19 protein-coding genes and 1 pseudogene are annotated in these 19,241 nt (G+C 68.6%); 13 read left to right on the top strand and 7 right to left on the bottom strand.

Annotated elements, in window-relative coordinates; translation table 11 throughout:
• Window positions 1-65: 65 nt before the first annotated feature.
• Genes BY998_RS22955 through BY998_RS23000 form a run of 10 tightly spaced genes read left to right on the top strand, consistent with a single transcriptional unit; the run spans window position 66 to window position 10,551 of the window.
• On the top strand, window positions 66-2,903 hold the full coding sequence (locus BY998_RS22955) for a 4Fe-4S dicluster domain-containing protein (RefSeq protein WP_245421714.1): 2,838 nt from the start codon (window positions 66-68) through the stop codon (window positions 2,901-2,903).
• On the top strand, window positions 2,900-4,270 hold the full coding sequence (gene nrfD / locus BY998_RS22960; protein ID WP_110354005.1) for an NrfD/PsrC family molybdoenzyme membrane anchor subunit: 1,371 nt from the start codon (window positions 2,900-2,902) through the stop codon (window positions 4,268-4,270). The genes BY998_RS22955 and nrfD overlap by 4 nt, the downstream gene beginning before the upstream one ends.
• A complete protein-coding gene (locus BY998_RS22965) occupies window positions 4,267-4,785 on the top strand; it encodes a DUF3341 domain-containing protein (RefSeq protein ID WP_110354006.1) in 519 nt (172 codons plus the stop codon). The genes nrfD and BY998_RS22965 overlap by 4 nt, the downstream gene beginning before the upstream one ends.
• Window positions 4,782-5,309: a cytochrome c gene (locus BY998_RS22970; protein ID WP_110354007.1), complete on the top strand. Its 528-nt coding sequence runs from the start codon at window positions 4,782-4,784 to the stop codon at window positions 5,307-5,309. The genes BY998_RS22965 and BY998_RS22970 overlap by 4 nt, the downstream gene beginning before the upstream one ends.
• Window positions 5,306-6,250, top strand: coding sequence for a hypothetical protein (locus tag BY998_RS22975; protein ID WP_110354008.1), 945 nt, complete (start codon window positions 5,306-5,308; stop codon window positions 6,248-6,250). The genes BY998_RS22970 and BY998_RS22975 overlap by 4 nt, the downstream gene beginning before the upstream one ends.
• A complete protein-coding gene (locus tag BY998_RS22980; protein ID WP_110354009.1) occupies window positions 6,243-6,761 on the top strand; it encodes a hypothetical protein in 519 nt (172 codons plus the stop codon). Before BY998_RS22975 ends, BY998_RS22980 begins: the two co-directional genes overlap by 8 nt.
• The gene (gene coxB, locus BY998_RS22985) at window positions 6,761-7,843 is read left to right on the top strand and encodes a cytochrome c oxidase subunit II (RefSeq protein ID WP_110354010.1); all 1,083 of its coding nucleotides are present in this window, start codon (window positions 6,761-6,763) and stop codon (window positions 7,841-7,843) included. Before BY998_RS22980 ends, coxB begins: the two co-directional genes overlap by 1 nt.
• 31 nt (window positions 7,844-7,874) lie before the next feature.
• On the top strand, window positions 7,875-9,566 hold the full coding sequence (gene ctaD / locus BY998_RS22990; RefSeq protein WP_110354011.1) for a cytochrome c oxidase subunit I: 1,692 nt from the start codon (window positions 7,875-7,877) through the stop codon (window positions 9,564-9,566).
• Complete coding sequence (locus BY998_RS22995) at window positions 9,563-10,252, top strand: cytochrome c oxidase subunit 3 (RefSeq protein WP_110354012.1); 690 nt, start codon at window positions 9,563-9,565, stop codon at window positions 10,250-10,252. The genes ctaD and BY998_RS22995 overlap by 4 nt, the downstream gene beginning before the upstream one ends.
• Window positions 10,249-10,551, top strand: coding sequence for a cytochrome C oxidase subunit IV family protein (locus tag BY998_RS23000; protein WP_110354013.1), 303 nt, complete (start codon window positions 10,249-10,251; stop codon window positions 10,549-10,551). The genes BY998_RS22995 and BY998_RS23000 overlap by 4 nt, the downstream gene beginning before the upstream one ends.
• Window positions 10,552-10,590: 39 nt before the next feature.
• Here the strand turns inward: BY998_RS23000 and BY998_RS23005 are convergent, their stop codons facing one another.
• Both BY998_RS23005 and BY998_RS23010 read right to left on the bottom strand, forming a co-directional pair.
• The gene (locus BY998_RS23005; RefSeq protein WP_110354014.1) at window positions 10,591-11,052 is read right to left on the bottom strand and encodes a hypothetical protein; all 462 of its coding nucleotides are present in this window, start codon (window positions 11,050-11,052) and stop codon (window positions 10,591-10,593) included.
• Between the two features lie 231 nt (window positions 11,053-11,283).
• The gene (locus tag BY998_RS23010; protein ID WP_110354015.1) at window positions 11,284-12,762 is read right to left on the bottom strand and encodes a PAS domain-containing methyl-accepting chemotaxis protein; all 1,479 of its coding nucleotides are present in this window, start codon (window positions 12,760-12,762) and stop codon (window positions 11,284-11,286) included.
• On the opposite strand from BY998_RS23010, the gene BY998_RS24135 reads away from it, so the two are divergent.
• Window positions 12,761-12,949, top strand: coding sequence for a hypothetical protein (locus tag BY998_RS24135; RefSeq protein WP_146221844.1), 189 nt, complete (start codon window positions 12,761-12,763; stop codon window positions 12,947-12,949). The genes BY998_RS23010 and BY998_RS24135 overlap by 2 nt on opposite strands.
• Window positions 12,950-13,209: 260 nt before the next feature.
• On the opposite strand, the gene BY998_RS23015 is transcribed toward BY998_RS24135, so the two are convergent.
• The 4 genes from BY998_RS23015 to BY998_RS23030 all read right to left on the bottom strand — a co-directional run bounded on the left by BY998_RS23015 (window position 13,210) and on the right by BY998_RS23030 (window position 16,132).
• A complete protein-coding gene (locus tag BY998_RS23015) occupies window positions 13,210-13,947 on the bottom strand; it encodes a Crp/Fnr family transcriptional regulator (RefSeq protein WP_245421715.1) in 738 nt (245 codons plus the stop codon).
• Window positions 13,948-14,528: 581 nt separating this feature from the next.
• On the bottom strand, window positions 14,529-14,876 hold the full coding sequence (locus tag BY998_RS23020) for a GNAT family N-acetyltransferase (RefSeq protein WP_181425599.1): 348 nt from the start codon (window positions 14,874-14,876) through the stop codon (window positions 14,529-14,531).
• Window positions 14,877-14,996: 120 nt separating this feature from the next.
• The gene (locus BY998_RS23025; protein ID WP_110354021.1) at window positions 14,997-15,737 is read right to left on the bottom strand and encodes a class I SAM-dependent methyltransferase; all 741 of its coding nucleotides are present in this window, start codon (window positions 15,735-15,737) and stop codon (window positions 14,997-14,999) included.
• The gene (locus tag BY998_RS23030) at window positions 15,734-16,132 is read right to left on the bottom strand and encodes a phytanoyl-CoA dioxygenase family protein (protein WP_110354022.1); all 399 of its coding nucleotides are present in this window, start codon (window positions 16,130-16,132) and stop codon (window positions 15,734-15,736) included. Before BY998_RS23030 ends, BY998_RS23025 begins: the two co-directional genes overlap by 4 nt.
• Between BY998_RS23030 and BY998_RS24545 the strand changes: the two genes are divergently transcribed.
• Window positions 16,122-16,808, top strand: coding sequence for a hypothetical protein (locus tag BY998_RS24545; protein WP_181425600.1), 687 nt, complete (start codon window positions 16,122-16,124; stop codon window positions 16,806-16,808). The genes BY998_RS23030 and BY998_RS24545 overlap by 11 nt on opposite strands.
• Window positions 16,809-17,807: 999 nt before the next feature.
• Here the strand turns inward: BY998_RS24545 and BY998_RS23040 are convergent.
• Window positions 17,808-18,707, bottom strand: a complete 900-nt coding sequence (locus BY998_RS23040) for an AraC family transcriptional regulator (RefSeq protein ID WP_110354018.1) — start codon at window positions 18,705-18,707, stop codon at window positions 17,808-17,810.
• A 163-nt stretch (window positions 18,708-18,870) separates the two neighbouring features.
• On the opposite strand from BY998_RS23040, the pseudogene BY998_RS24920 reads away from it, so the two are divergent.
• Window positions 18,871-19,149: pseudogene (locus BY998_RS24920) on the top strand (DUF308 domain-containing protein); the annotation flags it as partial.
• Between the last annotated feature and the right edge of the window lie 92 nt (window positions 19,150-19,241).

The following is a 19,241-nucleotide window of genomic DNA, read 5'->3' on the forward strand; positions in this document are numbered from 1 at the left end:
GAAGGAAGCGCGGTCCACCGTCCCGAGCCCGGAGGAGTGTAGCTGAGAACGCAGAAACGGGCGGATTGACCGTCGCACCCGTCGTCGCTGACGATGTCGTGGGCGAGATTGGGGTCGCGATCCCGCTCGCCATCACCGTGCGCTCCGCGTCCGAGAGCTCCGCTTCGAGCACCTTCCTCCTTGGTCTGCCCGAGGGTGCCTTCATTGCGGACCAGATCCACGGTCTGCGAGTCGTGGGAGAGGCGGCCGTCGTCGAAATCAGCGACTGGAACCTGGCAAATCTCACGGTCACGCTCCTACCTGCAGACAGCCTCGGCGCCACCGACGTGTTCGCGGAGGCCGCGATCCTCGACCTCTACGATCCGGATCGTTCGCGCACGGTGACGGAGCGGGTCAACGGCATCGCCTCCTGGGACATGTTCGAGCGGGCGCTCGGCGGCCCCCTCGCCACGGTCCGGGCCGCGCGCGGGCGCGGCCTGCATCTCGTCACCGGCCGCGTCACCTCGCCGACGTTGGCGCGCCAGATCGGCGGCCTGCTGCACGCCCTGCCGGAGGCGGTCTGGCACGTGCACGAACCTGTCGATGACGGGAATGCCGCGCGCGGCGCCGAACGCGCCTTCGGCCGACCCCTGCGCGCCCTGCCCCGGCTCGACCGGGCCGAGACGATCCTGTGCGTCGGCGCCGACCCGCTCGGGGCGGGGCCGGACCAGATCCGCCTGTCCCGCGCCTTTGCCGAGCGGCGGCGCGATCCGGCCCGGTTCGGCCGCCTCTACGTGGCCGAGGCGGCGCTGACGCCGACCGGCATCAAGGCCGATGCCCGGCGCGCGGTGCATCCGCTCGACCAGCCGGCCGTTCTCGCCGTGATCGCCGACGCGCTCGGTGCCGGCCTGCCGGTGCCCGCGTTGCCGGAGGAGGTCCGTCGCTTCGCCCGGGCCGCGGCCGACGATCTCAAGGCGCAGGAGGGCCGCGCCCTGGTGCTGGCCGGTCCCGCGCTCGCGCCGGACCTCCACGCGCTCACGCACTGGATCAACGCCCGGCTGCGGGCGCCGGTGGATTTCATCGCCCCACCCGACCGGATCGAGGGACGCGATCCGGCGACCCTCGCCGATCTCGCCGCCGCGCTCGACCGGGGCGGCGTGACCTGCCTCGCCCTCCTCGGCACCGATCCGGTGGCGACGGCCCCCGCCGATCTCGACCTCGGCAAGCGCATCGCGCGCGCCCGCTTCAGCGTCCATGCCGGCCTGCACGGCGACGAGACCGCGGGCGCGACCCACTGGCACCTGCCGCTGACGCATGAGCTGGAGAATTGGTCGGACCTGCGCGCCACCGACGGCACGGCGAGCCTGGTTCAGCCGCTGCTGCGCCCGCTCTACGACGGGCGCTCGCTCCACGAGATCCTGCCGCTGTTTGCCGGCCTCGGCGCGACGGCGGGCCACGCGCTCGTGCGGGAGACTTGGCGGGAAACCTGGCGGGAGACTTGGCGGGAGCGGGGCGGCGCCGATTTCGAGGGCTGGTGGCGCAGGATCCTGCATGACGGCCTGATCGAGGACACGGCCGCGCCGCTTCTCGATCCCGGCGCCCCGCGCCTCGTGTCTCCGCGCCTCGTGTCCCCGCCAGAGAGCCGCCGCCCCGAGGACCTCGCGATCGAGCTGCGGCCGGATTCCTGCCTCTGGGACGGGCGCTTTGCCAACAATGCCTGGCTTCAGGAATGCCCGAAGCCGATCTCGAAGCAGGTCTGGGGCAACGCGCTCGCCCTCTCCCGCAAGGAGGCGGCGCGGCGCGGACTCGAGGCCGGCGACGTGGTGCGTGCGAGCGTAGGCGGGCGCTCCCTCGAGGTGCCGGTGGCCATCGAGTCCGGCGTGGCCGAGGGCGTCGGCGTCTTGACGCTCGGCTACGGCCGGGAGCGGGCCGGCGCGATCGGCAACGGCATCGGCGCCGATGCCTTCAGGCTCGCGACGCAGGCCTCGCCCTGGCTGGTGACGAACGTCGAGCTCCGGAAAGCCGGCCGGTCTGAAACGATCCTGCGCACGCAGAACGACGTGGTGATCGAGGGCGAAACCAAGACGCTGTTCCGGCAGATCGACCTCGCCGCGCTGAGCGAGGCCGAGCCGAAGGGCATCGGCGCGGACCAGCCGTCCCTGCTCGATCCGTGGAAGGGCGATGCCGACGGCCATGCCTGGGCCATGGTGATCGACACCGATGCCTGCATCGGCTGCAACGCCTGCGTCGTCGCCTGCCAGTCCGAGAACAACGTGCCCGTGGTCGGGCCGGAGGAGATCGCGCGGGGCCGGATGATGCACTGGCTGCGGGTCGACCTCTACGACGCGGGTTCGCCCGAGGCGCCGCGGGCCGGCTTCCAGCCGGTGCCCTGCATGCATTGCGAGCGCGCGCCCTGCGAGCCGGTCTGCCCCGTCGCGGCCTCGGTCCATGACGGCGAGGGCCTGAACCTTCAGGTCTACAACCGCTGCGTCGGCACCCGCTTCTGCGAGGCGAACTGCCCCTACAAGGTCCGCCGCTTCAACTTCTTCGGCTACGCCGACGGCCAGCCCTACGCCAATCTCGGTGCCGAGTCGGTCAAGGCGCAGCGCAACCCCAACGTCACGGTGCGCGCCCGCGGCGTGATGGAGAAGTGCACCTACTGCATCCAGCGCATCGCCTCCGAGCGGCAGGCCGCCGGGCGCGACGGACGGCCGATGGAGGAGGTCGCGACCGCCTGCCAGTCCGCCTGCCCGACCCGGGCGATCCGGTTCGGCGATCTGGCCAAGCCCGGCAACCCGATCGCGCCGCTGCGGCAGGACCCGCGCCACTACGCGCTGATGGAGGAGCTGAACACCCGCCCGCGCACGACCTACCTCGCGAACCTCCGCTCGCCGAACCCCGCGCTGAAGGAGGATCGCACGTGAGCGGGACGGCCCGGCCACACCGGTGGATCGACCGCGAGCGCCTCGGCTATGGCGAGATCTGCGCCGCGGTGGCCGACCCGATCCAGAGGCGCGGGCCGGGCCGGGCCTGGATCATCGCCTTCCTCGGCGTGCTGCCCTTCGTCCTGGCGACCGTCATCGCCATCGGCGCGGTCCTCACCGTCGGGATCGGCCTGTCGGGCGTGAACACCACGGTGGTGTGGGGCTTCTCGATCGCCAACTACGTCTGGTGGATCGGCATCGGCAACGCGGGCACGCTGATCTCCTCGATGCTGCTGCTGACCCGCCAGCACTGGCGCGCCTCGATCAACCGCTTCGCCGAGGCGATGACGCTGTTCGCCGCGGCCATCGCCGGCATCTTCCCGATCATCCATCTCGGGCGCCCGCTCTATGCCTACTGGCTCGCGCCCTACCCGAACACCATGGATCTCTGGCCGCAATGGCGCTCGGCCCTGGTCTGGGATTTCTGGGCGATCCTGAGCTACCTGCTGTTCTCGCTGATCTTCTGGTTCACCGGCCTCCTGCCCGATCTCGCCACCATGCGCGACCGGGCGCGGTCGCGCATCGGTCGGCGGTTCTACGGCGCGCTGGCGCTCGGCTGGCGCGGCTCGGCCCGGCACTGGGCGGTCTACGAATCCTTCCACAAGGCGATGGCGGCTCTGGCCGTGCCGCTGGTCTGCTCGGTCCACTCCATCGTCGGCCTCGACTTCGCCGCGAGCCTGATGCCCGGTTGGCAGGAATCGATCTTCCCGCCCTACTTCGTCGTCGGCGCGATGTATTCGGGCTTCGCCATGGTGGTGGTGCTGGCGATTTTCATCCGCTGGGGGCTGAAGCTCCAGGCGGTGATCACCCCGTCGCATTTCGACGCCATGGCGAAGGTGATGCTGTTTGCCAGCGTCGTCATGACCCTCTCCTACGCCACGGAATGGTTCATGGGCTGGTACGGCGGCGAGCACGCGGACCGCGCGGTGATCGCGTATTTCTTCACCGGCGACTATCGCTGGCTCTACTATAGCCTCTTGTTCTGCAACTGCCTCGTGCCGCAGGCGCTCTGGTTCGCTCGCGTACGCCTCAATTTCTGGGCGCTGGCGATCATCGCGATCGTGATCAATCTCGGCATGTGGCTGGAGCGCATCCTGATCGTCTGGAACACGCTCTCGCACGGTCACGCCGTCAGCCTGTGGCGGACCTATCACGTCAGCGTCTACGACGTGGTGATCCTGATCGCCCCGCTCGGGCTGTTCGCCTTCGGCTTCCTCGTGCTGGCACGGATCTTCCCCATCGTCTCCATCCACGAGGTCAGCCAGCTCGCCCACGACGAGGGCGCGGCGCGAGGGGGGACAGCATGAGCGCCCCGCTGCTCGCCGAGTTCGACACGCCCGAGGCTCTGGTGCGGGCGATGCGGCTGGCTCAGGCCGACGGCCACCGGGCGCTCGACGCCTTCACGCCCTTCCCCGTGCCCGCTCTCACGCAGGCCTTCGCGCCGCCGCGCAATCCGGTGCGACCGGTGATGGCGCTGGCGGGCTTCGGTGCGGCCGCCGCGATGTACGCCCTGCAATGGTATTCCTCGGTGATCGCCTACCCGCTGAACGTGGGCGGACGGCCGCTGCATTCCTGGCCGGTCTTCCTGCTGGTGCCGTTCGAGTTCGGGGTGCTGGTCGCGGCCATCGCCGGCCTCGTCGCCCTGTTCTGGACCTGCGGCCTGCCGCGCCTGCACCATCCGCTCTTCGCGATCCCGCAATTCGAGCGGGCGAGCCAGGACCGCTTCCTGCTCCTCGTCGCGTCGAAGGATGCGGACGCCACCGCCCTGCGCGAGAGCCTGGAGCGGTCCGGCGCGCTGCTCGTGGCGGAGATGCACCCGTGAGGCGCCTCCTCGCCCTCCCGCTGCCGCTCCTTGTCGCCCTGGGCGCCTGCGAGGATCAGTCGATGCGCCGGCAAGCGCGCTACGAGGTCTACGGCAAGGCGCCGCTCTTCCCCGACGGAGCCGAGGCGCGCCGCCCGCCCGAGGGCACCGTCGCGCGGGGAGCGCTCGCCCGCGAGGTGGCCCTGCGCGCGCCGCCGCCCGTGGATGCCGCCCTGCTGGAGCGCGGGCGCCAGCGCTACGAGGCGATCTGCACGCCCTGCCACGGCTATACCGGCCACGGCGACGGCATGGTGGTGCAGCGCGGCTTTCCCGCTCCGCCCTCCTACCACGAGGACCGCCTGCGAGCGGCGCCGGCCGCCTACTTCGTCGATGTCATCACCCGCGGCTACGGCGTGATGTACGCCTACGCCAACCGGGTCGAGCCGCGCGACCGCTGGGCGATCGCCGCTTATATCCGCGCGCTCCAGCTCTCGCAGGGCGCCCGCGTGGCCGAGACACCCGAACTCGCGGAGAAGCTGCCGTGAGCGACGCCCTGTTCCGCGGCTGGCTGCTGGCCTGGATCGTCTGGAGCGCGGTGCCGGTCGGCGCCCTCCTCCTCACCCTGATCCACGCCGTCACAGGCGGGCGCTGGGGCGAGGTGCTGGCCCCCGTCCTGCGGCCGGCGATCGCCCTGGTGCCGCTCGCCGCACTGACCTTTCTCGGCGTCGCCCTCGGGCTCCACGCCGCCTATCCCTGGGCCGCCGGCACGGGCGCCGCGCCGGACGTGCTGCGCCTCTATCTCGATCCGACGCTGTTCCTCGTGCGCGCCGCCGTCACCCTGGCCGGCTGGTCGCTGCTGGCCCTGCTGTGCCTGTCGGGGCGCGGGAGCAAACGCGTCGCCGGCCTCGGCCTCACCTTCTACGGCCTGAGCATCAGCCTCGTATCCGTGGACTGGATCCTCTCGGTCGAGCCCGGCTTCAACGCCTCCGCCTTTCCCGCGGACGTCGCGCTCCATCAGATGCTCGCCGCGCTGGCCTTCGCGGCGCTGGCGAGTCCGCCGAGCCTCGACGCGCAGGGCGCCTCCGACCTCGCCGGCCTCATGCTCGCGACCCTTCTCGGCGTGATCTACCTGGAGCTCATGTCCTACATCGTCGCGTGGTACGGCGACCTTCCGCCCAAGGCGGCGTGGTACCTGAAGCGCGGCGAGGGTCCCTGGGGCGGCATTCTGGTCGCCACCCTCTTGATCGGCGGCGCGCTGCCCTTCCTCGCCCTCCTCTTTTCCGCGGTCCGGAAGAGCCCTGCCCTGCTGCGCGGGGTCGGCCTGCTCGTGCTGGTCGGCGTGGCCGGCCACTTCGCCTGGCTCGTCCTGCCGGCCTATGGCGAGGGGGCGGGCGCCGCCGCGGCGGTGACGCCGGCCGCACTCGTCGTGCTGGCGCTTCTCTCGCGCCTTGTCTCCCGTCGCGCCGGGAGGCTTCGCCATGCCTGATGCGGCGCGCGGTCAGCTCCATACGGGGGTACACGACGATGTCGTCGGCCACGCCCCTCCGGGCACCGAGCCGCCCGACATCCGGCTCAAGCCGCTGCTGCTGACCGGCCTGTTCATCGTCGTGTTCACCGCCGTCACCATCGGCGGATTCCGCTTCTACTACCTGCGCCAGGGGCTCGGGCCCCTCGTCCAGGAGGCGCGCACCTTCCCGGCGCCCCGGCTGCAGCAGAACCCCGAGGCCGACCTCGCGGCGCTGCTGAGGGAGCAGCGGGCCAAGCTCGGCGGCTATGCCTGGATCGATCGCGAGAAGGGCATCGCCCGCATGCCGATCGAGGAGGCGATGCGGCGTCTCGCGGAGCGCGGCAACGCGGCCTACGCCGCCCCGCTCCAGCCGGAGCGAATACCGGCACTGGGCAGCCGCGGCGGCGCGTCGAGCGGCGTGGTCTCCCCCGGCGCGGGACCGGGCGCGTTCGGCTCGCCCGCGGGCGCCGGGTCGGGGGAGGCGCCCTGATGCTCGATCTCCTGATCCCCTCCTTCCTGCGGCCGGATTCGGCCTCGGTTCAGGCGGCCAAGGTCGATGCGATCTTCATCGGCCTGCTCCTGATCTCCTCGGCCATCCTCCTCGTCGTCATCGGGCTGGTCGTCACCTTCGCGATCCGCTTCCGCCGCGGCTCCGCGGCCAAGCGCGGCGCGTTGCCCAACATCGTCTCGCGCGAGTTCGAGATCGGCTGGACCGCGGCGACCCTGTTCGTCTTCGTCTTCTGGTGGGCGGCCTCGATCGAGATCGGCGCCTACTCGGCGCCCAAGAACGCCATCGAGATCCACGTCGTCGGCAAGCAGTGGATGTGGAAGACGCAAGGCCCCAGCGGCACGCGGGAGATCAATGAGCTGCACGTGCCCGTCGGCGCCCCGGTGCGCCTGCTTCTGACCTCGCAGGACGTGATCCACGCGTTCTACGTCCCGGCCTTCCGCCTCAAGCGCGACGCCCTGCCCTACCAGCAGACCGAGACCTGGTTCCAGGCGACCAAGACCGGCACCTACCACCTGCTCTGCACCGAGTATTGCGGCACCGACCACTCGCGCATGCTCGGCCGGGTGATCGTGATGGAGCCGCAGGACTACGCGCGCTGGCTGACCCGGCAGCCGGAGCGGGACGGGCTGGCCGATCTCGGCGAGCGGCTCTTTTCGGAGCGCGGCTGCTCGGGCTGTCACGCGGCCGGCTCGAAGGTCCACGCGCCCTCGCTCGCCGGGATCTGGGGCCAGTCGGTGCCGCTGGAGGGCGGGCGCACGGCCAGCGTCGACGAGGCCTACATCCGCGATTCGATCCTCCAGCCGCAGCGCGACGTGGTGGCCGGCTACGAGCCGATCATGCCGAGCTACGAGGGCAAGCTCTCCGACGGCGAGATCCAGGCGCTCACCGCCTATCTCCGCCACGGCACCGACCGGTTCGACCTGATCGGCTCGCTCAACCTCGCGCCCGCGGACAACATCTGTGCGCCCGGCCAGACCCCGCAGGACGGCACCGCGAACCAGACCCTGCGCAGCCCCGCCCTGGTGCCCGGCGCGCCCGTCTCGGGAGAGACGCCGCAATGACGCACCATCCCTCCTTCCCAGGGAGCCTCCGATGAGCGGCGCCTCTTCCGATGCCTCGAGCCTCGCCAATCCGCGCGAATTGGATCTCGGTCTGCCGGTCAGCTATCTCGGCGAGGGCCATTCCGTCGCCTCCTGGCTGTTCACCACCGATCACAAGCGCATCGCGATCCTCTACGCGCTGTCGATCACGTTCTTCTTCTTCATCGGCGGCGCGGCCGCCACGCTGGTGCGGCTGGAGCTGTTCACGCCGCAGGGCGACGTCGTCGGTGCCGACCACTACAACAAGTTGTTCTCACTCCACGGCATCGTCATGGTGTGGTTCTTCCTCATCCCGTCGATCCCGACGACGATGGGGAATTTCCTGCTGCCGCTGATGATCGGCGCGCGCGACCTCGCCTTCCCCAAGCTGAATTTGATCTCGTGGTACCTCAACATCGCCGGCGGGCTGCTGACGCTGGCCGCCGTGCTGGCGGGAGGCATCGACACCGGCTGGACCTTCTACGTCCCCTACTCGACCGTATTCTCGAACACCTTCGTCACGCTCGCCGTGCTCGGCGTCTTCGTCTCCGGCTTCTCGACCATCGCCACGGGCGTCAACTTCATCGCCACGGTTCATTACCTGCGGGCACCCGGCATGACGTGGTTCCGTCTGCCGCTCTTCGTCTGGTCGATGTACACGACGAGCCTGATCTTCGTGCTCGCGACCCCCGTGCTCGCCCTGACGCTGATCCTCGTCATCGCCGAGCGGACCTTCGGCCTGCCGATCTTCGATCCGGCGCGGGGCGGCGACCCGATCCTGTTTCAGCACCTGTTCTGGTTCTACTCGCACCCGGCCGTCTACATCATGATCCTGCCGGCCATGGGCGTGATCTCGGAGGTCATCACCTGCTACGCCCGGCGGCGGATCTTCGGCTACTCCTTCATGGTCTACGCCCTGGTGGCGATCGCGGTGATCGGCTTCTTCACCTGGGGCCACCACATGTTCACCTCGGGCATGTCGCCGTTTGCCGCCCTGGTCTTCTCCTTCCTCTCCTTCATCGTGGCGGTGCCCTCGGCCATCAAGGTGTTCAACTGGACCGCCACGCTCTACCGCGGCCAGATCGGCTTCGAGTCGCCGATGCTCTACGGCTTGGGCTTCCTCGGGCTGTTCACCATGGGCGGGCTGACCGGCCTGTTCCTGGCCTCCGTGCCGATCGACGTGCACGTGCAGGACACCTACTTCGTCGTGGCGCACTTCCACTACATCATGGTCGGCGCCTCCGTGTCGGCCTACTTCGCCGGGCTGCATTTCTGGTGGCCGAAGGTGACCGGGCGCATGTACCCGGAGAGCTGGGCGCGGTTTGCGGCGCTTCTGATGTTCTTCGGCTTCAACCTCACCTTCTTCCCGCAATTCATCGCCGGCTATCTCGGTATGCCGCGGCGCTACTACGCCTATCCGCCGGAATTTCAGGTCTGGAACGTGCTCTCCTCCTCGGGGGCGGCGGTGCTCGCCGTGGCCTACCTGATGCCGCTCGGCTACCTCACCTGGTCGCTGTTCTTCGGCGCCCGCGCCCTCAACGATCCGTGGAACGCCTCGGGGCTCGAATGGCGCACCACCTCGCCGCCGCCGCGCCAGAACTTCTTCGGCAACCCGCAGGTTCTCGCCCCGCCCTACGACTACCACCCGGAGGCGACGCCGCCGGGCGACGAGCCGCGCATCGCCGAGGAAGGGGCCCTGACGTGAGCGCGCGAGGCGACCTCGCGGAGCGGACCGCCGAGCGGCACCTGCGCGAGCCCTGGGACGAACTCAGGCTGCCCGCCACCCGGGCCTTCCGCTCTCAGCGGGCGGGCGCGACCTTCGGCATGTGGATCTTCCTCGCCAGCGAGGTGCTGTTCTTCGGGGCGCTGTTCCTGCTCTACACGGCCCTGCGCCTGGAGCATTCGGCGGATTTCGCGGTCGCGGCCCGCGAGACGAACATCGTCTACGGCACCCTCAACACCGCGCTCCTGCTCACCAGCGGCATGACCGCGGCGGTCGCCGTGCAGGCCTCGGAGCGGGAGGACCTGCGCCGCCTCACCCTGCTCTGCCTCGCGGCCACGGTGGCTCTCGGCCTCGCCTTCATGGTCGTGAAGGGGCTGGAATACCGCGAGGACATCGAGAAGCATCTGGTGCCGGGCGCGCATTTCGCCCTGAAGGAGCGCGCCACGCAGCTCTTCTTCGGCTTCTACTGGCTCTCGACCTCTATTCACGCCATCCATCTTGCGATCGGCATCGGCCTCCTGACCCGCCTGATCTGGCGGGAATGGCGCAGCCCCGGCCTCCTGTTCAAGAGCCCGCAGCTCGAGGTGGCCACGCTCTACTGGGGCTTCGTCGATCTCGTCTGGATTGTCCTCTACCCGATGCTCTACCTCGACGGACGCAGCGCATGAGCGCGCAGAGCCGAAAAGCGGCCGGTGCGATCTGGCTGCGCGCGCTCGTCGTCTGGGTAGGGCTTCTGGCGCTGCTGGGCGCGAGCCTGCTGGCCGCCTACCGCCTCGACGCCCCGTGGGGCCCGGCCCTCAACTTCGGCATCGCGGCGACGCAGGCCGGTTTGGTGGCCGTGCTCTTCATGCGGCTCGACCGGGCCGACCGCCTCGTGCGGCTCGCCGCCGCCTGCGGTCTGTTCTGGCTCGCGATCCTGTTCACCTTGACGCTCGCCGACACCCTGAGCCGCCTCGCCAACACCTGAGGCGTGGCCTCGCCGGGTCGCCGACATCCGCGCCCGGTGCTACGGAGGGCGGCCCCGCGCGGCGCGGGCAGCGCCCTGTTCCTCCGTCGCCGGGGCGTTGCGCGCGCGTTCCAACTCGGCCACGCGCTCGTCGATGGCGGTGCGGCAAGAGGGATGAGGTCCACCCGGTCCGAGGGCGCCGCCAAACGACCCGCCAAACGACCCGCCATGCAGCCCGGCCGTGGCGCCGAGCAGCAGGCGGTCCTGTTCGATCACCAACTGCCAGCCGCGCTCCGCTCCGTCCCGTGCGCTCATCGCGGTCGCACAGCGGTCGAGGAAGTCCAGCCGCGCCGTGTCGCGCTCGGCGGCGGATCGTGCGAGCGCGGCGCAGATCAGATCGGTCTCCTCGCGCGTCAGCCAGACCGTCGACGTGCCGAAGCCCTGCTGCTCGGCCTGCTCCATCTCGCGCAAGAGGCGGGCGGCGAGGGCCGTGCGGCGTGCGGCGGGTGCTGAAGCGGTCAAGGGCTGAGACTCCACGCGGCTGATCCACCGGAACCGGCTGACCGATGCTGATTCCCGCCGGCGGCGAGCGCAAGCGGAGAACGCAGCCTCGCACCGGCCCGCACGTCCGACGGAACGCGCGTGGGGAGGATCTGGTGCGCCGAGGCCGTCCCGATCACCGCGGGGCAGCCGATCGTGGGGAGAGGCTCGCCGCAGCGGCCGGCGGACCTCCCGGCCGGCCCTGCGGCCGGCTCAGGCCAGGGCCAGGGCGGCGCTCGAAACCTTCTGCACGGATTGATCGACCTCCTGCGTCGCCTGCGCGATCTCGTCCATGGTCCGGTGCACGACGGCGACGCTCCGGGCCGCCGCCTGCATGTTCGCGGACATGTCCCTCGTGGCCGCCGCCTGCTGGGTCACGGCGGTCGAGACGCTGAGCGAGATCTCGCTCAGCTGCCGGATCGTGCCGGCGACTGCATCGATGGCCTGCACGGCCTGCCCGGTCGAGTGCTGGACGCCCGCGATCTGGGCCCCGATCTCCTCGGTGGCCTTCGAGGATTGCATGGCGAGCGCCTTCACCTCGCTGGCGACCACGGCGAAGCCCCGCCCCGCTTCGCCCGCCCGGGCGGCCTCGATCGTGGCGTTGAGCGCCAGCAGGTTGGTCTGGTCGGCGAGGGTGCGGATCGCCGTGACGACGGTGCCGATCCGCTCCGCCGCCGCGGTGAGGCTGCCGATGATGACGCTCGCCTCCTCGGCGCGACGGACCGCCTCGCCGGAGGCCCGGTAAGCCTCGCTGGCGTGCCGGTTCAATTCCTCGATCGAGGCGGAGAATTCCTCGGCGCCGGCCGCGACCGCCTGCACGTCGCCCGAGGTCTGCACGGCGGCCTCGGCGGTCGTCGCGACCTGCCGGCTGACCGCGGACATCGCCTGTGTGATGGTGCCGAGATCGGACTCGATTCCGCGCAGCGAGGACATGCGCTGCATCCGCTCGCGAACCTGGGCGCTGATGTCGCTGGCGAACTTCACCACGGCGCAGGGCCGGCCGTCGCTGTCGAGCACGGGGTTGTAGGAGCCGTAGATCCAGACTTCGCGGCCGGCCTTGCCGATCCGCCGGAATTCGCCCGTCCGGAACTCGCCCCGTCCGAGGGCCTGCCAGAAGGAGCGGTAGGCCTCGCTCTCCCGCTCCTCCGGGCTCACGAACAGGCTGTGATGCCGCCCCTCGATCTCGCCGAGGGCGTAGCCCATCGTGGCCAGGAAGTTCGGGTTGGCGGCGGTGATGGTGCCGTCGAGCGTGAAGCGGATGATCGCCTGCGAGCGGTCGATCGCCGCGATCTGCGCCGCCGCCTCCATGCTCCGCTGCTGCTGCAGGGTGATGTCGGTGGCGAACTTGACGATCCGGATCACCCGCCCGCGCTTGTCCAGCACCGGGTTGTAGGAGGCCTGGATCCAGATTTCCCGCCCGCCCTTGGCGAAGCGCTTGAACGCACGCATCTGGAAGGTGCCCCGGCGCAGATCCTCCCAGAACGCGCGGTAGGCGGCACTCTCCCGCTCCGCCGGCTCCACGAACATCGCGTGCTTTTTGCCCTTCACCTCGTCGAGCGTGTAGCCGGTTGCCTCCAGGAAATTGGAGTTGGCGGTCAGGATGGTGCCGTCCGGCGTAAATTCGATGATCGATTGCGAGCGGCTGAGTGCTGCAAGTTGTGCGCTGGCGATGTCGTCCCGTAAAGAAAGCATGGCCGCCCTGCTGAAAAATGTCGTGTTCAGGAATGAAGCGGGCCGGCGTCGTCGCGGCCATGGCGGCATATTCTCGGTCAATGATTTCAAGGGTCTTAATTCGATCAATGGTCGGCACATGATCCGCGTCGTGGTAGAATTTCTCTTCTCGCCAATTTTGTTCTTATCAGGAGTGAGATGGTGGTGAGCCACCAGTTCCATTGGCTGGGGGTTCTCATTCTCCAGGATGTGGTCCTGAAATCCAATCGTTGCAGCCAGAACCGATAACTTCTGCTGATCCGACATCACGGACATGTGATGCTTGGCCCCGGGATGAATTGGACTCGATAAACGCGATCGGGTGAGGCCGCCCGTGCTCGGCTCGTTCGGGAGGCGCGTCCCGTCGGCCGCGCCATGGACGGTTCGCACCGGATGAGACCGGGGTGGCGGGCGTTCCGTGAGAGACGTTCAGATGGCCGCTTGTTGCGACAGATGCAGGTAGTCCGCCTGGAATTCGGCGACGTCCATCAGGCGCGGCAGGTCGAGGATCGTCAGGCGCTTGCCCTTGCGCTCGATCAGCCCGAGGCGCCGCAATTCGCCGAGCGAGCGGTTCACGTGCACGCTGGTCATGCCGGTGGTGTCGGCAAGGTCGAGCTGTGTCACCGGCAGCATGTAACGATGACCCTCCGTCAGGCCGACCGCGCCCAGGCGCACGTACATCTCGCAGAACAGGTGGGCGAGGCGCTCCACGGCCGAGCGGCGGCCGATGTTCACGAGCCATTCGCGCAGGGTCGCCTCCTCCGCGAGGGCCGCATTCCGCAGGGCGCGGGCGATGGCCGGGCGCTGCAGCAGATCCCTTCCGGTCTCCGGTGCGATTAGCGCCACGCGGCAGGCGGACAGGGCGCCGATGGCATGGTCCAGCCGGTGCGGGAGGGAGGCTGCGAGGTCGCAGCTGTCGCCGGGAACGAGATAGGCCATGATCTGGCGTGCCCCGTTCCGCCGCAGCTTGTAGCGGCAGGCGAAGCCGTCGAGGATCACGACTATCCCCTCGGGCCGGTCCCCCTCGCGGACGAGATCGGTTTCAGGCGCAACGGTTCGGGCGGCGGCCTCGATCGCGGCCAGGGCTCGCCTGTCCGCTTCCTGCAGGGGCCCGAAGCCGCGCAGCTTGCGTTCGAAGGCCCCGTCCGCCGCTCCGTGGGCGGTCACAACCCGCTTCCTGCGCGCTCGGCCGTGGCCTTCCACGCGGGTGCCGGCGGGCATTCCTCCGGCCAAGGCGCGGGCGCGAGGCCCGCGCCGGCCCCCCCCGTTCCCGCGAGGATGCCGGTCGCCGGCTGCGCATCCCATCGGCCGAACCGCAGCATGGACCGAAGGTTCGCCGGCTCCGGACGAATGGCGAGCCGGCACACGGCACTTCGCAGGTTCGGGGTTTGCATTGCTGGTCTCGAAAGTACGTCACCGTACACTGCACAATTTGGAAATCACGCAATGCGTTCGATCAAATCTTCGCGTATTTTTCGCGTATAAGTGGCGCCGTTTCCAATTCCATATGTCCCTCTCGCGGGGCGTGTTTGTATTCGCAGGGAGTGTGAAGTCCTTTTTCGAGGCTTGCCGCGCCGATCCCGGGCGTGCTCCACCCTATCGCCGTCGCTGCCTGCTCGTCGGCTGCCGCGGAGGGCAGGTGGAGACGTTTGCTCCATATCGCGGATCGGATCGGGAAGTATTGACCCAGCTCAAAGCGCGCGCATCCGCCGTTGCTGTCTCGGATGGTCGTTGGGGGGCGTTTCGCGTCAGGGCGTTCCGAGGTCGAGCGAGAACTGCATGGCCTCCCCCGCCGCGCCTTCCTCGATGAAGCCGAGGCGGCGATAGAGGCCGATCGCAGTGGCCGAGCGGTCGACGCAGAGGGCGAGGCGCGCGAAGCCGAGGCCGCGCACATGCACGATCGCCGCCTCGATGAGGCCACGTCCAAGACCGGCCCGCCTTCGCCCGGGCAGGACGCTGACGCTCGTGACGAAGGCCCGCGCGCGAGCCGGGTCGTTGCAATAGACCGCCACGAGGCCGATCAACGTCGGGCCTTCCCAGGCCTCGAACCGCTCGGCGGAGGTCGCGAGTTTGGCGGCGTAGTCAGGGATTGCCACGCGCTTATCGAGCGGTGGGGTGAACGATGCCGCACACGCCGTGAGATGAGCGCGGATGTCGTGGGCTCCGGATCGGTTCCGGAAAAGCTGCGGTGCGATCACCGGGTCACCTGCTCCGGCTCAATCCGCCCCACGCTCGCAGACGAGATAGATGCTGGCGGTCAGATCTGGATATTGGTTGCCCAACTGGTAGCAGCCCTCGACATAGGCATCGGATATGATGCCGGCGGCGAGCGCGGCGTCGAATTGGTAGTTCGCGAGAGCTTTGAAGATCAGTCCGCCGCGATGGAGGGTCGAGAGACCTGCGTCTCGGGTCGTCCGCTCCAGAGTGTCGAAGGAGAACGTGTTGCGGTGCCCGTTCGCAGCCTCGGCCGGGGTGACGGCGCTGTTATGTGTGATCAGCCCCATCTTCACGGCGATCTGACGCGAAGGGGCATTGGCGTTCGGCACCAGCAGGAAGAGCCGGCCGGACGGCGTGAGCCAGCGCCGGATCCGGCGCAGGACGAGAACTGGATCGTCCAGATGTTCGAGGGTATTGATCAGGAAGATCGCGTCGAAGGTCTCTTTCAGCTCCAGCGTCTCGAAGGTCGAGCAAATGAAACGGGGTGCGTCCCCTACTCTTCGCCGCGCCGCCTCGACCAGGGTCGGTGCTGCCTCGACCACCGTCAGATCGGGGTAAAGCCCGGTCAGCCACTCGGTGGATTCGCCGAGGTAGCAGCCGAGCTCCAGCGCCCGCCCCCGCGGCAGGAACGGGGTGAAGGCGCGCATCATGTAGCGCCGGGTGATGGCATCGAAGTCGTAGTTGTAGCGGCGTTCGCCGAACTGGCCGCCTTCGCGGTCATAGTCGCGGGTCTGCGTCATCCCTGGTTCGCCTGATAGAGCCGGCGCGAGGCCGGTTGGTAGAACTCGTCGTAGGAGGTGGGCACCATCGCGTTGAAGCCGAGCAGCTGGCGCACCCGCGGCGAGACTTTCGCCCCATAATCCGGTCCGAGGAAGCGGGGATAATCCATCTGCTGCTTGATGAAGGCCCGGCTGAAGCTGAGCGTGAGGGCGGTGCGCGTCGTGTCCGTGACGTTGCTGCCCGCCGCGTGCCAGAGATTCGAGTCGAACAGGACGATGCTGCCCGCTGGGCCAAGCAGCCGCTCGGATTCGGCCTGGAACACCGCCTCCGGCGGTGGGGCGGGGGCGTGATGCGATCCCGTCAGGACATGCGTCGCGCCGTTCTCGGTGGTGAAGGGGTCCACCATGACCAGCATGTTCAACACCCATGGTGACGAGGAGCGCGCCGAGGCTGCTGAAGTAGCCCGCGTTGTCGGGCTCGCGGTAGATCGCGATGCTGAACAGGTCGAAGGCCTGCTGGTAGCGGCCCCTGCCGGCGGCGACGGCTCCGCCGAGATGGGTCGCGTTCGCGTGGGTCTCGTCGAGGCCGATGACCAGTTCGGCCAGGGTTTCGGCGGCCGCGAGGTCGCCGGCGCCGTAGCGCTCCTGGCCGAGGGCGAAGGCTTGGTCGAGGAAGGCTTTGAAGACCGGCCGGGTCGTCTCCTCGGGAAGGCCCTGCTTCCGGAACCGCTCCATCAGGGCGCCGGCCTCGGCGAACCGGCTCAGGGTGAGGAGCGTGCCGGCCAGCGCCAGCCAGTAGCCGGGATAGTCGGGCTCGGCCCTCAGGGCGGCGACGAAGTGCGGCACCGCCGGGCCCGGCGCCACGGTCCGGCTCGTCAGCACGCCCATCTCGAAATGCGCGCCCGCATGACCCGGATCGGCCTCGAGCGCCCGTTGAAGGTTGCTTCGCGCCTTCTCGGTCCGGCCGGCCGACCGGTGCGCCGCCGCCTTGGCGAGGAAGCGCTCGGCCGGCGGCGCGGCGTTGGGAAGCCCGCTTGCGCGCTTTGTACGACGTTCGAGCATGCCCGGCCTTCCTGCACCGGACACAGTTAAGATTTGTATGGCTAACGGATCGTTAACGCTGCATGCCCGCCTTTCCTGGTGGCCCCGGAAACGACGAAAGCCGCCTTGCGGCGGCTTCTTGCCGATCGATCGGTCGCGCCACCGTCGCGCCCCAGGCGGTCCCGCAGATTGGGCCCGATCTTACGATCTTCAGCCGGACGGGTGATCATGCCCTGCGGCACGAACCGATCGCGCAGATCCTAAGATATTTCGGGCGCCAAAGGGGACCTGAAACGACCGCCAGCGCGGATCCAACCGGCTCTGAAGCCCGGGACTTAGATTTCTAAGTCGTTGTCACCATGCGGTTTTCCTCGCGGGAAAACCTGGTGGTGCAGGCAATCATGCCCGAACCCGTCTCCCCGCGCCATTTCCCTGTATGCGCGGAAAATACAGGGAAATGGGGTGGAAAGCAGCCGGCCTGCACCAAGCCGGTATCGAATTCCTGAAGATCGCCAAGCATTTGGCCGCAAATTCCCTTGGCAACTGAACAGGGAGTTGGAGCAGGCTGAGCAGGGAATTATGAGCGGCGAACAGCGCCGTGGGCGGAACGCAGCGCTCGCATGTCAAACGACACGGCTATGGGGGCGCCTCAGTATTATCTGGCGGGTTGACTGCCCCTATTGGTTAGTTTGCCCCACACACACTTGGTGCGAGCTCAGTTTTTGTTGATGAGCGCAAGAGTATGTGAAACGTGCTTGGATCCCACGTGCCCTGCCAATGGTGTGCCGAATCGTCAGCAGATCAAAAGTTCTACGACGCCCAACCGGTGAGTGCCTGCCAATGGAACAGTTTCAATCATCAGCGGCGAGCCCCCGAAGGTCAGGAAATGGCGCGTCGTGGGGCAAGAGGAGCGCCAACACTTGAACCCTTGCAGAACTTCAAGCCTCCCGGCCGAGACGTCCGCTCGGTAGAAGAAACGGACCTTTGAACGGCGATCACAACATCAGCATATCATGGTCCATTACGGTCCTGCCATTCCAAGCAGACGGCTCACTTTTGCAGTTTCTTCTCGCTCGGCAGTGCCGGCTCATCCCTCGGTGGATGGCCGAACATCGCCTTGTAAGCACGGCTGAACGCTGCTTCGGACTCATAGCCGACCCGTAGCGCGACCTCGCCGACACGTGCCTCGCGGGCGACGAGCATGTTCCGGGCGAGCGTGAGCCGCCACTCGTTCTGGTAGCGCAGGGGTGAGCGCCCGACGAGCGCGGCGAAACGTTCGCAGAAGCTCGACCGGGACATGTCGGCCGCGTCGGCCAGGGTGTTGACGCTCCAGCGCTGCAGTGGTCGCTCGTGTACGACCTTCAACGCTCGGGCGATGCGGGCGTCGGACAACCCTCCCAGCCATCCGGTGGTGTGCCCGCGCTGCACCCAGGTCCGCAAGGTGCGGATGACGATGACGTCGATGATCCGTGAGATCATCAGGGCCGCACCGGGCTCGTCGTCAGTCACCTCGACCATCAGGAAGGGTACGATGCCGTCAAGCCACCCGGCTCCTTCAGCGCGCTGGATGTGGATGCGCTCGGGCAGGGCTGAGATCATGCCGCGAAGGCTGTGGGTATCGAACGAGAACCGGCAGACGATCACCGATGCGTGTGAGGCGGATGCCACCAGCCTGGACCTGCCGAGCCCGCGGGGCAGAAGCACGAGATCGCCCGTGTCGATCACGACGCGCTCCCCGCCATCGTCCTCCACGTTGAGCGAGCCGTCGGCGACCACCAGGACATGGGCGGCTCCAGCTTCCAGGTCCAAGACCTTTGACCACGCGACTTCGTGTAACCGGACATGGTCCCCGGTGAGCCGGATCTGCGCCAGTACGTGCGAAAGCAGGTCGCTGGATACGCACGGTCCGGCGTCCGGAAGAACGGTCAAGTTTTCCAGTGATCCGGTCATGGATGCTATCGGTGTCCGATTGTAAGCGTACCTTCCGAAGCGACGCGTATCCCTCTGAAAAGATGCCGCTTTCATGAAGCCTGGCGTTCCGGTCGCCGAGGCTGCCGCGTGATTGCCCGTCGTCCCGATTCTACGCTGCGTCGCGCACCCGAAGGGAACATCAATGACAACCGTCCAACAACTTGGTCGTGACACATCGGGCTGGCTGAGCTCCTATTACTTCCTCCGTGCTGCAGTGTCTGTCGGTTGGGTTGCGGCCGCCTTCACCCTCGGAAGGGCCATGCCGCCGGCCGCGGCGGCGCTCCTGGTCGCCTATCCCGCCTGGGACGCCGTCGCCAACGTTATCGACGCGCGGCGCAGTGACGGCTTGGCCGCCAATCCCAGCCAGACCCTCAACGCGGCTGCTAGCACCGTCGTCACCCTCGCGGTCGCCGTCGCACTAGAGCGGCATCCGATCAGGTTGGATCGTAGGCGTCGTAGCCTGCGGCCGCGAGATAGTTGCGGCACTCCGCCGTTGAGAAGCGCCTGAACGCG

Source organism: Methylobacterium sp. B4, assembly GCF_003201865.1.
Taxonomy (GTDB): domain Bacteria; phylum Pseudomonadota; class Alphaproteobacteria; order Rhizobiales; family Beijerinckiaceae; genus Methylobacterium.

What these genes read in the sequence shown, in the direction of transcription:
- BY998_RS23010 (WP_110354015.1), bottom strand. Translation starts at nt 12,762, where the DNA reads ATGCTTTCTTTACGGGACGACATCGCCAGCGCACAACTTGCAGCACTC.
- BY998_RS22965 (WP_110354006.1), top strand. Translation starts at nt 4,267, where the DNA reads ATGAGCGCCCCGCTGCTCGCCGAGTTCGACACGCCCGAGGCTCTGGTG.
- BY998_RS23000 (WP_110354013.1), top strand. Translation starts at nt 10,249, where the DNA reads ATGAGCGCGCAGAGCCGAAAAGCGGCCGGTGCGATCTGGCTGCGCGCG.
- BY998_RS22980 (WP_110354009.1), top strand. Translation starts at nt 6,243, where the DNA reads ATGCCTGATGCGGCGCGCGGTCAGCTCCATACGGGGGTACACGACGAT.
- coxB (WP_110354010.1), top strand. Translation starts at nt 6,761, where the DNA reads ATGCTCGATCTCCTGATCCCCTCCTTCCTGCGGCCGGATTCGGCCTCG.
- BY998_RS23030 (WP_110354022.1), bottom strand. Translation starts at nt 16,132, where the DNA reads ATGCTGGTCATGGTGGACCCCTTCACCACCGAGAACGGCGCGACGCAT.
- BY998_RS23025 (WP_110354021.1), bottom strand. Translation starts at nt 15,737, where the DNA reads ATGACGCAGACCCGCGACTATGACCGCGAAGGCGGCCAGTTCGGCGAA.
- BY998_RS24135 (WP_146221844.1), top strand. Translation starts at nt 12,761, where the DNA reads ATGGCCGCCCTGCTGAAAAATGTCGTGTTCAGGAATGAAGCGGGCCGG.
- BY998_RS23040 (WP_110354018.1), bottom strand. Translation starts at nt 18,707, where the DNA reads ATGACCGGATCACTGGAAAACTTGACCGTTCTTCCGGACGCCGGACCG.
- ctaD (WP_110354011.1), top strand. Translation starts at nt 7,875, where the DNA reads ATGAGCGGCGCCTCTTCCGATGCCTCGAGCCTCGCCAATCCGCGCGAA.
- BY998_RS24545 (WP_181425600.1), top strand. Translation starts at nt 16,122, where the DNA reads ATGACCAGCATGTTCAACACCCATGGTGACGAGGAGCGCGCCGAGGCT.